At 59.3% G+C, this 14,791-nt stretch carries 10 protein-coding genes; 7 read left to right on the plus strand and 3 right to left on the minus strand.

The window, feature by feature from the left end; all coding sequences use genetic code 11:
* Positions 1–506 precede the first annotated feature (506 nt).
* Entirely contained in the window at positions 507–2,090 is a 1,584-nt protein-coding gene (locus F8N44_RS22290) for a peptide chain release factor 3 (RefSeq protein ID WP_007915312.1), read from the minus strand.
* Positions 2,091–2,448: 358 nt separating this feature from the next.
* Between F8N44_RS22290 and F8N44_RS22295 the strand changes: the two genes are divergently transcribed.
* The 5 genes from F8N44_RS22295 (at position 2,449) to F8N44_RS22320 (ending at position 7,688) form a co-directional block, all read left to right on the plus strand.
* On the plus strand, positions 2,449–3,138 hold the full coding sequence (locus F8N44_RS22295) for an ABC transporter permease (protein ID WP_169844036.1): 690 nt from the start codon (positions 2,449–2,451) through the stop codon (positions 3,136–3,138).
* Between the two features lie 21 nt (positions 3,139–3,159).
* A complete protein-coding gene (locus F8N44_RS22300; RefSeq protein ID WP_150651822.1) occupies positions 3,160–4,065 on the plus strand; it encodes a glycine betaine ABC transporter substrate-binding protein in 906 nt (301 codons plus the stop codon).
* Positions 4,066–4,078: 13 nt separating this feature from the next.
* Positions 4,079–4,732: an ABC transporter permease gene (locus F8N44_RS22305; protein ID WP_007915307.1), complete on the plus strand. Its 654-nt coding sequence runs from the start codon at positions 4,079–4,081 to the stop codon at positions 4,730–4,732.
* A complete protein-coding gene (locus F8N44_RS22310; RefSeq protein WP_150651823.1) occupies positions 4,729–5,886 on the plus strand; it encodes a betaine/proline/choline family ABC transporter ATP-binding protein in 1,158 nt (385 codons plus the stop codon). Before F8N44_RS22305 ends, F8N44_RS22310 begins: the two co-directional genes overlap by 4 nt.
* 638 nt (positions 5,887–6,524) lie before the next feature.
* Positions 6,525–7,688, plus strand: a complete 1,164-nt coding sequence (locus F8N44_RS22320; protein WP_007915304.1) for a type III PLP-dependent enzyme — start codon at positions 6,525–6,527, stop codon at positions 7,686–7,688.
* 273 nt (positions 7,689–7,961) lie between these two features.
* On the opposite strand, the gene F8N44_RS22325 is transcribed toward F8N44_RS22320, so the two are convergent.
* Both F8N44_RS22325 and F8N44_RS22330 read right to left on the minus strand, forming a co-directional pair.
* Entirely contained in the window at positions 7,962–8,702 is a 741-nt protein-coding gene (locus tag F8N44_RS22325) for a tetratricopeptide repeat protein (RefSeq protein WP_150651825.1), read from the minus strand.
* Positions 8,699–9,379: a Fe2+-dependent dioxygenase gene (locus F8N44_RS22330; protein WP_150651826.1), complete on the minus strand. Its 681-nt coding sequence runs from the start codon at positions 9,377–9,379 to the stop codon at positions 8,699–8,701. Before F8N44_RS22330 ends, F8N44_RS22325 begins: the two co-directional genes overlap by 4 nt.
* A 207-nt stretch (positions 9,380–9,586) precedes the next feature.
* On the opposite strand from F8N44_RS22330, the gene F8N44_RS22335 reads away from it, so the two are divergent.
* Positions 9,587–11,908 carry a TonB-dependent receptor gene (locus F8N44_RS22335; protein ID WP_150651827.1) on the plus strand — a complete coding sequence of 774 codons (2,322 nt, stop codon included), beginning with the start codon at positions 9,587–9,589 and terminating at the stop codon, positions 11,906–11,908.
* Between the two features lie 243 nt (positions 11,909–12,151).
* Entirely contained in the window at positions 12,152–14,677 is a 2,526-nt protein-coding gene (locus tag F8N44_RS22340) for a PepSY domain-containing protein (protein WP_150651897.1), read from the plus strand.
* Positions 14,678–14,791 lie beyond the last annotated feature (114 nt).

Below are 14,791 nucleotides of genomic sequence, written 5' to 3' on the forward strand. Positions count from 1 at the left end.
GGCTCCCTCTCCCTCGGGAGAGGGCTGGGCAGGCGGCGTTCCGATGAGGGGCAGCCCCAACACAAACCAATAGCCGAACACCGCTTGGCCCTTAACCACTCAATAGGCCGATTGTCAGCTCGCCTGCTTTTGATCTTGGAGCCCGTCGGCAGGCTGAGTGGAGGGATTGATCCGGGGGTAGGCGCGCAGCGCCGTTCGACGAAGTCGAACACATCGAAAGGAGGTGCAGCGAAGCAAACCGGAAGCGATGCCCCCGGATCGATCCCGGAGCGAAGGAACCCCGAGCCTCAGCGAGTGGGCCGAACGTCAGGGCGCAGACCTTTGGTTCCTTTGGGGCGTTTGCCAAAGGGACTCGCTGTAAGAGCGAAACCGCCAGCAGCAACACCCGTAGCAACGGATATTCACCCAAAACCCCAAGAACCTGGTCGGCCCACAGGCCGCCAAGACCAAAGCAAAAAGCCCCCGATGCTTTCACATCGAGGGCTTCGGACAAACCAGTTCAGAACTTAATGATGCTCACGCGTCGCGCGGAATTTCACATCCGGCCAACGCTCTTCCATCAACGCCAGGTTAACCCGCGTCGGCGCGAGGTAGGTCAAATGACCACCGCCATCGACCGCCAGATTCTCCACAGCCTTGTTGGAAAACTCCTCAAGCTTCTTCTTGTCGCTGCACTCAATCCAGCGAGCGGAATACACAGTGATCGGCTCGTACGAGCACTCAACCTTGTATTCCTCCTTCAAACGGCTGGCGACCACATCGAACTGCAGCACACCGACGGCGCCGAGAATGATGTCGTTGCTGCGCTCCGGGAAGAACACCTGCGTCGCGCCCTCTTCGGCCAACTGCTGCAGACCCTGACGCAGTTGCTTGGACTTCAGCGGATCACGCAGACGTACGCGACGGAACAGCTCCGGAGCAAAGTGCGGAATGCCGGTGAAACCCAGGGTTTCGCCTTCGCTGAACGTGTCGCCGATCTGGATCGTGCCGTGGTTGTGCAAACCGATGATGTCGCCGGCAAAGGCTTCTTCCAGCTGCTCACGCTCGGAGGAGAAGAACGTCAGGGCGTCGCCGATGCGCACGTCCTTGCCGGTGCGCACGTGGCGCATCTTCATGCCTTTCTCGTACTTGCCGGAGCAGATACGCATGAAGGCGATGCGGTCGCGGTGTTTCGGGTCCATGTTCGCCTGGATCTTGAAGATGAAGCCCGAGAACTTCTCTTCGACCGGCTCAACGGTACGCTCGTTGGCAACACGGGCCAGCGGACGTGGCGCCCAATCAACGACGGCGTCCAATACGTGGTCAACACCGAAGTTGCCCAATGCCGTACCGAAGAACACCGGGGTCAGCTGACCGTCGAGGAATTCCTGCTGATTGAACTCATGGCAGGCGCCCTGAACCAGTTCCAGCTGTTCGATGAAACGCTCGTACTCGTCGCCCAGATGCGCACGCGCCTCGTCCGAATCGAGCTTCTCGATGATCTTGGTTTCGGTGCGTTCGTGACCGTGACCGGCGGTGTAGACAATGATGTAGTCATCAGCCAGGTGGTACACGCCCTTGAAGTCGCGGTAGCAACCGATCGGCCAGGTGATCGGCGCCGCCTTGATCTTCAGCACGGCTTCGATCTCGTCGAGCAGTTCGATCGGGTCGCGGATGTCACGGTCGAGTTTGTTGATGAAGCTGACGATCGGCGTATCACGCAGACGGCAGACGTCCATCAGCGCAATCGTACGCGGCTCGACACCTTTACCGCCGTCGAGAACCATCAATGCCGAGTCCACCGCCGTCAGGGTGCGGTAGGTATCTTCGGAGAAGTCTTCGTGGCCCGGGGTGTCGAGCAGGTTGATCATGTGTTCGCGATACGGGAACTGCATGACCGACGTGGTAATGGAAATACCCCGCTGTTTCTCCATCTCCATCCAGTCGGATGTCGCATGGCGATCGGATTTACGGGATTTCACCGTACCGGCCACTGCAATCGCCTTGCCCATCAACAGGAGCTTTTCGGTGATCGTGGTTTTACCGGCATCGGGGTGGGAAATAATGGCGAAAGTGCGGCGTTTCGCGACTTCGGCGGCCTGGTTGGTCATGGGAAATCGCCTGGCGGTGATTCAAAAAAGGGCCGCGATTATAGCCCAACTCGATGCAATAACCGAACCGTTGAGCACATTAAGGGTGGCCAAATGCTGCCGCAGATGGGAACCTTTTAAAGCACGGAGACGTCCATCCCCTGTTACGAATTTTCGTCAGGGGCTGAAAAATCAGCAAGTTAGCCTGACGAGGCTGCGCTCATGGCTCGCTTTCAGACCGCTTTTTGCCGGTGCTGAGGGAGCTGCTTCTCGCGAACGTTTATTCCCGGCAGCCATGTATGGCATGCCACACGGGAGAGCGTTCGCCGACTACAAAAAAAGGAGTCCGCCTGTGGCTATCCGCTATGGCAAAGGGCTGATGGGAGGTGCGGTGGTGATCGCGCTCCTGGCCCTGCTGGTCCACTGGATCGGCATCAACACGATCGAACACTACCGCGACGATTTGTTGTTTTACCTGCAAGCTCATCTGATTCTCGTCCTCGCTTCAATGCTGGCCGCCCTTGTCGTGGGCATCCCCGCCGGCATCTTCCTCAGTCGCCCGACCATGGTCGGCCGCGCTGAACGCTTCATGCAAATCTTCAATATCGGTAACACCGTGCCGCCGCTGGCCGTGCTCGCGATTGCCTTGGGCGTCCTCGGCATCGGCAGTGGTCCGGCGATCTTCGCTTTGTTCCTCGCCTCCTTGTTGCCGATTGTGCGCAACACCTATGAAGGCCTGAAAAATGTCCAGGGCTCGCTGAAAGAAGCGGCCGTCGGCATCGGCATGACCCCGCGTCAGGTGCTGTGGAAAGTCGAATTGCCCAACGCTGTGCCGATCATTGTCGGTGGTGTGCGCGTGGCTTTGGCGATCAATGTCGGCACCGCGCCACTGGCGTTCCTGATCGGTGCCAACAGCCTCGGCAGCCTGATCTTCCCTGGCATCGCCCTGAACAATCAGCCGCAACTGCTGCTCGGCGCCGCGTGCACCGCGCTGCTGGCCTTGCTGCTCGATGGCGTCGTCACCCTCGCCAGCCGTCTCTGGCTGGAACGTGGTTTGCGCCCGTCTTAAGGCTTTTGCGAAGGAATGAATATGAAACGATTTAGTTCGACTCTGGGATTGATAGCAGGTTGCGTCCTGCTGTTCGTGGGCATCGCCCAAGCCGCCGACAAACCGGTTATTCGCCTCGGCGCACGCGTGTTCACCGAGCAAACCCTGCTCGCGGAAATCACCGCGCAATACCTGCGCAGCAAAGGTTACGACGCACAGATCACTGGTGGTCTGGGCAGCAACCTTGCCCGCAGTGCCCATGAAAGCGGGCAACTGGACATGCTCTGGGAATATACCGGCGTGTCGCTGGTGGCCTACAACCATGTCACCGAAAAACTCGACAGCGAACAGTCCTACGCCCGGGTAAAAGAACTCGACGCGAAAAAAGGCCTGATCTGGCTGACGCCGTCGAAGTTCAGCAACACCTACGCCCTCGCCCTGCCGAAGAAAGTCGCCGAGGAATATCCGCAGATCAGCAACATCAGCCAGTTGAACGAAGTGCTGCGCGCCGAGGCCAAGACCAATCATCTGGTGGCGCTGGACACCGAGTTTGCCAACCGCTCCGACGGCCTGATCGGCATGGTCGATCTCTACGGCATGAACCTGACCCGCAAGAACATCCGCCAGATGGACGCGGGCCTGGTGTACACCGCGCTGCGTAACGGCCAAGTGTTTGCCGGTCTGGTCTACACCACTGACGGCCGCCTCAACGCCTTCGGCCTGAAACTACTGGAAGACGACAAGCACTACTTCCCCGACTACACCGCCGCGCCGGTGGTGCGTCAGGCCTACCTTGATGCGCACCCGCAACTGGCCGAGCAACTCAAGCCACTGGCCGAACTGTTCGACGACGAAACCATGCGCCAGCTCAACGCGCGGGTCGACGTCGATCACGAAAGCCCATCGAAAGTTGCCGCCGATTTCCTGCGTCAACATCCGCTGAATTAAGAGAGGAGAAGTCATGGAATTCCTGAACGCCTTTTCCCATCTCGACTGGCAGCAGGTGATGCACCTGACCTGGCAGCACATCACCCTCGTCGGCATTGCCGTGACCCTGGCGATTGTCGTTGGCGTGCCGCTGGGCATTCTGATGACGCGGTTTCCGACTCTCGCAGGTCCGTTGCAAGCCAGCGCCACGGTGCTGCTGACCGTGCCGTCGATTGCCCTGTTCGGTCTGCTGCTGCCGTTCTACTCCAAGTTCGGCCAAGGCCTCGGCCCGATGCCGGCGATCACCGCGGTGTTCCTTTATTCACTGCTGCCGATCATGCGCAACACCTACCTCGCCCTCACCGGCGTGGAACCGGGTATCCGTGAAGCCGCGCGCGGCATCGGCATGACCTTCGGCCAGCGCCTGCGCATGGTCGAATTGCCGATCGCCGTGCCGGTGATCCTCGCTGGCGTGCGCACCGCCGTGGTGATGAACATCGGCGTAATGACCATCGCCGCGACCATCGGCGCCGGCGGCCTCGGTGTGTTGATCCTCGCTTCCATCAGCCGCAGTGACATGTCGATGCTGATCGTCGGCGCGCTGCTGGTCAGTCTTCTGGCGATCTTCGCCGACCTGTTTTTGCAGTGGCTGCAACGCTCTTTGACTCCAAAAGGATTACTCAAATGATCGAACTTCAAAACCTCAGCAAAACTTTCCAAAGCAACGGCAAAGACGTCAAAGCCGTGGACTCGGTAAGCCTGACCGTCAATGAAGGCGAAATCTGTGTGTTCCTCGGGCCATCGGGTTGCGGTAAAAGCACCACGCTGAAGATGATCAATCGCCTGATCAAACCGACCTCGGGCAAGATCCTCATCAACGGCGAAGACACTACCGATCTCGACGAAGTGACCCTGCGTCGCAACATCGGTTACGTGATCCAGCAGATCGGTCTGTTCCCGAACATGACCATCGAAGAGAACATCGTCGTCGTGCCGAAACTGCTCGGCTGGGACAAACAGAAATGCCACGACCGCGCCCGCGAATTGATGAGCATGATCAAGCTGGAGCCCAAGCAGTATCTGCATCGCTATCCGCGTGAACTGTCCGGTGGCCAGCAACAGCGCATCGGCGTGATCCGCGCACTGGCAGCGGATGCGCCGCTGCTGTTGATGGATGAGCCGTTCGGTGCGGTCGACCCAATCAACCGCGAGATGATCCAGAACGAATTCTTCGAGATGCAACGCGCGCTGAACAAGACCGTGATCATGGTCAGCCACGACATCGACGAAGCGATCAAACTTGGCGACAAGATCGCGATCTTCCGCGCCGGCAAACTGCTGCAGATCGATCATCCGGACACGCTGCTCGCGCACCCGGCAGACGACTTTGTCAGCAACTTTGTCGGCCAGGACAGTACGCTCAAGCGTCTGCTGCTTGTGAAAGCGGAAGATGCGGCGGACAACGCGCCGTCGGTGAGCCCGGAAACGCCGGTGGCCGATGCGCTGGAATTGATGGACGAGCATGACCGTCGCTATGTCGTGGTCACCTGTGCCGAGAACAAGGCGCTGGGCTATGTGCGTCGTCGTGATCTGCATCGCCAGACCGGTACTTGCGCGCAATTCCTGCGTGAGTTCAATGCCACCGCCGCGTATGACGAGCATCTGCGCATCCTGCTGTCGCGCATGTACGAGTTCAATCGCGCGTGGTTGCCGGTGATGGATGCCGAGCGGGTGTTCCTCGGTGAGGTCACGCAGGAGTCGATTGCCGAGTATCTGAGCTCCGGCAAATCTCGCGGCGGCAAGACCAGCATCGTCTCGCCAGCTGAGGCCGTAGTCGCATAAAACACGAAACCTGTGGGAGCGAGCCTGCTCGCGAAAGCGCGATATCAGTCAACAATGATGTTGGCTGTGAAAATGCCTTCGCGAGCAGGCTCGCTCCCACAGGATCTGCGTGATTTTTTCTTCATTCGCCTAGCGGAAAAGAATCTCAACACCTGCGGATCGGACAGCACGTATGAGACAACCCGCGAAACAGCCAAAATCCCCCTCACCCTCTCCCCTCGCGGCCAACGTCGCCGATATTGCCGCCATCACACTTACCCACGACTTCGCCGACAAAAGCTGCGAACGTGCAGGTATTTTTAACACTGGAAAATTCTAGGGGAACATCTGCCCGTCATCTCGGTCGGCTACAAAGAGTGATGAACGCGACGCACGTCAGAAGCGTGCAAAAACGCGACATTTTTAGTTGATCTCACGCCCCTCACGCCCTAAAGTTCGCGCCGAACGTCCATGCTGGAAACGATCCATCCGGCTCAAGTACTGACGACGAGACAGCAAGGCCAAGGGAAAGCTGCACATCCCATGGCCTTTTTGCTTTCGGCGACATGCCTTGGGAAGTAGGCGAACCAAAGTGGGGATACGGAGGACGTTCATTTGCACCCATTGATTAACGACGTTTGCCACTAGGAGTCCCAAGTATGTCGATCCAGGTCGAAGACTATTTCGCGCGCGCTACATTCGACAAAATGAAGGCGTTCGCCGACAAACAGGAAACCCCGTTCGTGGTGATCGACACCGCGATGATCGCCCAGGCCTACGATGACCTGCGCGCCGGTTTCGAATTCGCCAAGGTCTACTACGCGGTTAAAGCCAACCCGGCCGTCGAGATCATCGACCTGCTCAAAGAAAAAGGTTCGAGCTTCGACATCGCCTCTATCTATGAGCTGGACAAGGTGATGGATCGTGGCGTCAGCCCGGACCGCATCAGCTACGGCAACACCATCAAGAAATCCAAGGACATCCGCTACTTCTACGAGAAGGGCGTGCGTCTGTTCTCCACCGACTCCGAAGCCGACCTGCGCAACATCGCCAAGGCTGCCCCGGGTTCGAAAGTCTATGTGCGCATTCTCACCGAAGGCTCGACCACGGCTGACTGGCCGCTGTCGCGCAAATTCGGCTGCCAGACCGACATGGCCATGGACCTGCTGATCCTCGCTCGCGACCTCGGTCTGGTGCCTTACGGCATCTCGTTCCACGTCGGTTCGCAACAGCGCGACATCAGCGTTTGGGATGCGGCGATCGCCAAGGTCAAAGTGATCTTCGAGCGCTTGAAAGAAGAAGACGGCATCCACCTGAAGCTGATCAACATGGGCGGTGGCTTCCCGGCCAACTACATCACCCGCACCAACAGCCTGGAAACCTACGCCGAGGAAATCATCCGCTTCCTGAAGGAAGACTTCGGTGATGATCTGCCGGAAATCATTCTTGAGCCGGGCCGTTCGTTGATCGCCAACGCCGGTATTCTGGTCAGCGAAGTGGTGCTGGTTGCGCGCAAGTCGCGCACGGCGGTCGAGCGTTGGGTTTATACCGATGTGGGCAAGTTCTCCGGCCTGATCGAAACCATGGACGAAGCGATCAAGTTCCCGATCTGGACCGAGAAGAAAGGCGAGATGGAAGAAGTCGTCATCGCCGGCCCGACCTGCGACAGCGCTGACATCATGTACGAGAACTACAAGTACGGCCTGCCGCTGAACCTGGCAATCGGTGATCGTCTGTACTGGTTGTCGACCGGTGCGTATACCACCAGTTACAGCGCGGTTGAGTTCAATGGCTTTCCGCCGTTGAAGTCGTTTTACGTGTAAGAGCAGCTGCGAGTTTCAAGCTGCTAGCTGCTAGCTGCAAGTGAAAAGCCCATGACGTGTCATGGGCTTTTTTGTGTCTGGCTTTAAGATTTGTGGTGTGCTTTCGATCTATCCCCCTCACCCCAGCCCTCTCCCCCAAGGGGGCGAGGGGGAAAGGGAGCAGATCGGGGGGCTTTTCAAAACCTGAGGTCGACTGGATATCTCAGGTCGGTGTACCTGGAACATCCAACTCGGTCAGTCCCCTCTCCCTCTGGGAGAGGGTTAGGGTGAGGGCTATTGGCACCGAAGCGCATACCGCCCAGCCAACGCCTGAATCTTCGGATCTACAGCACTCTCCAACGTCTGACTCGCCACCCGCAGAAAATTCAGATTGCCGCCGGCCAAGGCTTTCTGAAGCCAATCGACCGCCTCATCAATCCGCCCCTCATCCGCTAAAACTGCAGCGAAACTGAACTGCCCACGAAAATCCCCACCCTCGGCCGAACGCCGATACCAATCGCGCGCCGCAACCGGATCCGCCGAGCACACCTGCCCTTCTTCCAGATAGCGCCCCAGCAGATTCATCGACTTCGCATGGCCCAATTCAGCCGCACGCCGATACAGCGCCAACGCCTGCCGATGATCCACCGCCACCCCGCGCCCGGTCGCGAGCAGATTGGCGAGGTTATACATCGCCCAATCCAGTCCGGCCTCCGCCGCAATCCGATAGTGCTGCGCGGCAACCGACGTATCCGCCGCAACGCCCCAGCCATGCTCATGACAACGCCCGAGCATGTTGCGCGCCATCAAATGCCCGCGCCCGGCGGCGATGCCGAACCAGCGCAGCGCCAACGATTGATCCTGCGCAATGCCCTGGCCGTCGAGCAGGATCTGCCCGAGCAGCGCCTGCGCTTCGACTTCGCCCTCACCCGCTGCGAGCAAAATCGCTTGCGCGGCACGCGCCGGACTTTCGCCGAGCATCGCGCTGAGTTGTTCGCCGCTGAGGACTTCCTCGCGCCGCAGCAGGAAACTCATACCTCGACCCAGCGCCGCAGCAGGTTGTGATACGTGCCGGTGAGGCGAATCAGTGATGGGTGATCAGGCATGTCTTGAGTCAGTTGCTGAATCGCCCCGTCCATCTCGAACAGCAACGCGCGCTGACTGTCTTCACGCACCAGACTCTGCGTCCAGAAGAACGATGCATAACGCGCACCACGGGTGACCGCATTAACTTTGTGCAGACTGGTGCCGGGGTACAGCACCATATCGCCGGCGGGCAGTTTCACTTGCTGAGTGCCATAGGTGTCCTGGATTTCCAGCTCGCCGCCGTCGTAATCCTCAGGCTCGCTGAAAAACAACGTCGCCGACAAATCGGTGCGCACCCGCTCGATACTGCCCTTGGGCTGGCGCACGGCGTTGTCGATGTGGAAATCGAAACTGCCACCGGCGGTGTAACAGTTCACTAACGGCGGGAAGACTTTGTGCGGCAACGCGGCGGACATGAACAGCGGGTTTTTCCACAACCGTTCCAGCATCGCTGCGCCGATTTCCTTGGCCAGCGGATGGCCTTCGGGCAGTTGCAGATTGTGCTTGGCCTTCGCTGACTGGAAGCCGGCGGTGATCTTGCCATCGGCCCAATCGGCCTGCTCCAGCGCCTGACGAATGCGCTGCACTTCGTCTTTCGCGAACAATCCGGGAATGTGCAGCAGCATGGCGATGTCACCTGATGGCAAAGAGGCGGCAATGGTATTGATTCTTATTGACTGTGTAAAACCCGAGAGACGAATGAACTGGCAAAAACCGTAAGGTTAAATTGTAAAGAATGTAAATTCAGTGCGAATAACAATGTTTCGCAATTGATACGAATACCTGTTTACCCTATATTCCGCGGCCTCAAATCCTTGGGGAGGGGAATAAAAATGGCACGTCAACACGCACAATTACCGGTCAGTTCACCACGTCTGCTCGCCTCTGCAATCGGTGTGGCAATCACCGCCGGCTCCGCTGGCCAGATGGTCTTCGCCGCGGAAAAAACCGACAGCAAAGCCACCGGCAATGCCATCGCCCTGGACGCCACCGTCATCACCGGCGAAGCTCAGGACTCGACGTCCTACCAGGTCGAAAAAGCCTCCTCGCCCAAGTACACCGCGCCGCTGGTCGACACGCCGCGCTCGGTCACCGTTATTCCGCAACAAGTCCTCAAAGACACCGGCGCGCTGAACATGCAGGACGCGCTGCGCACCGTGCCGGGCATCACCTTCGGCGCCGGGGAAGGCGGTAACCCGCAGGGCGACCGTCCGTTCATTCGTGGTTTCGATGCCCAGGGCGACACCTACCTCGACGGCGTGCGCGACACCGGTTCGCAGAGCCGCGAGATCTTCGCCGTGGAAAACATTGAAGTCAGCAAGGGCCCGAACTCCGCCATCGGTGGTCGTGGCGCAGCGGGCGGCAGCATCAACCTGGTGAGCAAGAAAGCCCACTTGGGCAACTCGTTCGACGGTGGTTTCACTTGGGGTTCCGATCAGACCCAGCGTTACACCCTCGACGGCAATTACCAGTTCAGCGACACCGCTGCTGGCCGTCTGAACCTGATGAGCCACGAGAGCAACGTCGCCGGTCGCGACAAGGTCGATTACGACCGCTGGGGTATCGCCCCGTCCCTGGCGTTTGGTCTGGGCACCGACACTCGCGTCAACCTCGACTACTACCATCTGGAAAGTAACGACACCCCGGATTCGGGCGTGCCGTACACCATTCCGGCCGGCGGCTCCGCTGCACGCACCAAGTCCAATCCGGACAAGCCTTACGCTGGCGGTGACCACAGCAATTTCTACGGCCTGGATCGCGACTTCCGCAAGGGCCGCACCGACACCGCGACCTTCGCCATCGAACACGACCTGAGCGACTCGCTGACGATCAAGAACACCCTGCGTCACGGCACCAGCATGCAGGATTACATCCTGACCCAGCCGGACGACAGCAAGGGCAACGTCAACAATGGCAGCCTCTGGCGCCGTGCCAACACTCGGGTGAGCAACACCGAGACCACCACCAACCAGACTGACCTGTTCGGTAACTTCTACGTTGCCGGCTTCAAGAACAGCTTCTCCACCGGTGTCGAATACACCCGTGAGGAAAGCCAGAAGTCCTCGTACAACGTCAACACCGACACCACCCCGCGCACCACCAACGTGCCAGCGAGCACCAACTGCACACCGTCGATGATCGGCGCGTCGAGCGGCTACAACTGCACCTCGCTGTCGAACCCGAACCCGAACGATCCGTGGAACGGCGCAATCTCGCGCAACTACGCCGGCACCGACACCCAGGCCAACACCTACGCACTGTATGTGTTCGATACCCTGGAACTGTCCGAGCAGTGGCTGGTAAACATGGGTCTGCGTTACGACCACTTCGACACTGATTACAAGACCTACAACGCCGCGGGCACCACCACGTCCAAGGGCGATGACACCAGCGAGTTCGTCACCGGTCAGTTCGGCGTCGTCTACAAGCCTGCGGAAAACGGCAGCATTTACGCTTCCTATGCCACCTCCGCCACGCCACCGGGCAACACCCTGGGCGAAGGTCAGGAAGGCAACCCGTTGGGCGGCACCCCGGATCGCAGCGGCAACCTGCTGAGCAGCGACATGGAGCCGGAAACCACCAAGAACTACGAAATCGGCACCAAGTGGGATCTGCTCAACGATCGCTTGTCGCTGACCGCTGACATCTTCCGCACCGAGAAAGAAAACGCTCGTGTGCAAGTCGACACCACGTCGTACGAAAACGCCGGCAAGACCCGTGTGCAAGGTGTCGAACTGTCGGCCAGCGGCAAGATCACCGACAAGTGGCAAGTGTTCGCCGGTTACGCCTTCATGGACAGCGAACAAGTCGATGGTGGTCCACTGGGCCGGGCCAACGATGGCAACGAGCTGCCTAACACGCCAAAAAACAGCGCCAGCCTGTGGACCACCTACCAGGTCACGCCGAAGCTGACGATCGGTGGCGGCGCGTTCTATGTCGACGACGTTTACGGCAGCGTGGCCAACACCACCATGGTTGACTCGTATGTTCGCTACGACGCGATGGCGGCTTACAAGCTGACCAAGAACGTCGACCTGCAACTCAACGTGCAGAACCTGACCAACGAAACCTACTACGACAAAGCCTTCTCGACCCACTTCGCCAACCAGGCGGCGGGCCGTACGGCGCTGTTGAGCACCAACTTCCACTTCTAACACGGTGGAACCTGTGAAACCTGTGGGAGCGAGCTTGCTCGCGAAAGCTGTGGGTCAGTCAGCCTTCATGTCACTGACAGATTGCATTCGCGAGCAAGCTCGCTCCCACAGGTGATGTGATCAACAGGCTTGGCCCCGTTCATTCAATTGAACGGGGCTTTTGTGCGTAAGAAAGAACGCTTCTCGATAACCCACGGCATAATGCGCGCCGTGAAAACAATTTCCGAACGGACGGCGAGTGACGTGTTGAAGAAAACCCTGTTCCAGTTGCACTGGTTTTTTGGCATCACCGCAGGCCTGGTGCTGGCCCTGATGGGCATCACCGGTGCGGCCTATTCCTTTCAGGACGAAATCCTGCGTGCGCTGAACCCGTCCGTCCTGCAAGTAGAAAAACAAGTCGCCGGTGTCTTGCCACCGGTGGAACTGGTCGAGCGCATCGAAGCTACGTCCGGCAAAAAAGTCTCGATGCTCTGGGTTGAAACCGACAGCGGCAACGCGGCTCGCGTCTACTTCACCCCGCCCAAAGGCGAGCGTCGTGGTGAGATGCGCTACTTCGATCCCTACACCGGCGAGTTCATGGGCGATGCCGTCGGCCAGGACTTCTTCGGCCTGATGCTGCAACTGCACCGCTTCCTTGCCATGGGCGACACCGGGCGCAACATCACTGGTGCCTGCACGCTGATCCTGCTGTTCTTCTGCCTCTCCGGTCTGTACTTGCGCTGGCCGCGCCAGTGGAACAGCTGGCGCGTGTGGCTGACGCTGGACTGGAAGAAAAAAGGCCGCGCCTTCAACTGGGATCTGCACTCGGTGGCGGGCACCTGGTGCCTGCTGGTCTATCTGCTGCTCGCGTTGACCGGATTGTCGTGGTCGTACGAGTGGTACAACAAAGGCCTGACCAAATTGCTCTCCGACGCGCCGCAAAACGAGCGCGTGCGCAATCGCGGGCCGGCACCCGAAGGCCCGGCGCCGACTGCCGATTACGCAGCGATGTGGAGCAGCATCTACAGCGCTGCCGGCCCGGGTCTGGCCGCCTATAACATCCGCATGCCGGCGGTGGCTGGCCAACCGGCGACGGTGTTCTACCTGCTCGACAGCTCGCCGCATGATCGCGCCCTGAACCAGATCACCCTCGACCCGGCCACCGGCATCGTCAAACGTGTCGACCGCTACGCCGACAAGAGCTTCAAGGCGCAATTGCTCACCAGTATTTATGCGCTGCACGTCGGCAGTTATTTCGGCCTGGTCGGGCGGATCATCATCACCGTTGCAGCGGTGTGCATGCCGCTGTTTTTCATCACCGGCTGGCTGCTGTACCTCGACCGCCGCCGCAAGAAAAAGCAGATCAAGGATGCACGCAAAGGTCTCGCTCAACCGGCCAGCGATACTCCGGCGTGGCTGATCGGTTTCGCCAGCCAGAGCGGTTTTGCCGAGCAATTGGCGTGGCAGACCGCCGGGCAATTGCAGGCCGCCGGGTTGCCGGTAAAGGTGCAGCCGCTGGCCAATGTCAGCGAACAGGATCTGCATGAATCGAACAATGCTTTGTTTGTCGTGAGCACTTTCGGCGACGGCGAAGCACCGGACAGCGCTCGCGGATTCGAACGCAAAGTGCTGGGCAAGGCGGCAACGCTCGACAGCCTGAATTACTCGGTACTCGGCCTCGGCGATCGTCAATATCAGCACTTCTGCGGCTTTGCCAAGCGCCTGCATCAGTGGCTGAGCGAGCACGGCGGCAAGACACTGTTTGCGCCAGTGGAAGTCGACAGCGGTGATCCGTATGCCCTGCGTCACTGGCAGACTCAATTGGGCCTGCTCACCGGACAAGCGCCGGTCGACACCTGGCAAACGCCGAGTTACGACAACTGGACGCTGGTACGCCGCGAACTGATGAACCCGGACAGCAGCGGCTCACCGGTTTATCTGTTGGGTTTGAGCGCACCGAATACCAGCAGCTGGCTGGCCGGCGACCTGGTCGAAGTACTACCGCGCAACTGCCCGTGGGCCATCGAACACTTCCTCGACGGCCTCGGCATTCGTGGCGAGACCCCGGTGAAAATCAACGGCCTCGACGAGACGCTGGAAGTCGCGCTGGCTTCGCGCCAATTGCCCGAGCACCGCGCACATCTGGTCGGCTTGCACGCGCAATCGCTGGTCGATGCGATGGTGCCGCTGGCCATGCGCGAATACTCGATCGCTTCGATTGCCGCCGACGGCGTGCTGGAGTTGATCGTGCGTCAGGAGCAGCACTCGGATGGCAGCCTGGGCATCGGCTCTGGCTGGCTGACCGAGCATGCGCCGGTGGGCGGCAGCATCAGTTTGCGGGTGCGCCGCAACAGTGGTTTCCATCTGCCGAACGAACCAGTGCCGATGATTCTTTTGGGCAACGGCACCGGCATCGCAGGACTGCGCAGCTTGCTCAAGGCGCGGATTGCCGACGGTCAACAGCGCCAGTGGTTGTTGTTTGGCGAGCGTAATCGTCAACACGATTTCCTCTGCCGCGCGGAGCTGGAAGAGTGGTTGATCAATGGTGACCTGGAACGGCTGGATCTGGCGTTTTCGCGGGATCAGGCTGAGAAGGTTTATGTGCAGGATCTTTTGCGTGAGTCGGCTGGTGAGTTGAAGAAATGGCTGGCGGACGGGGCGGTGATTTATATCTGTGGCAGCTTGCAAGGCATGGCTTCGGGGGTTGATCAAGCGCTCAACGACATTCTAGGTGCCGCTGAAGTCGAGCGCCTGATTGAGCAGGGCCGCTACCGTCGCGACGTCTATTAAAGAGCCCCTCACCCTAACCCTCTCCCAAAGGGAGAGGGGACTGATTGGGGGATGCTTGAGAAGTACGCCGACCTGCGACTGCTTTACCGAATCCATAATCGACTCGATCTCTCA

It is taken from the genome of Pseudomonas fluorescens (genome assembly GCF_902497745.1).
Taxonomy (GTDB): Bacteria; Pseudomonadota; Gammaproteobacteria; order Pseudomonadales; family Pseudomonadaceae; genus Aquipseudomonas; species Aquipseudomonas fluorescens_BM.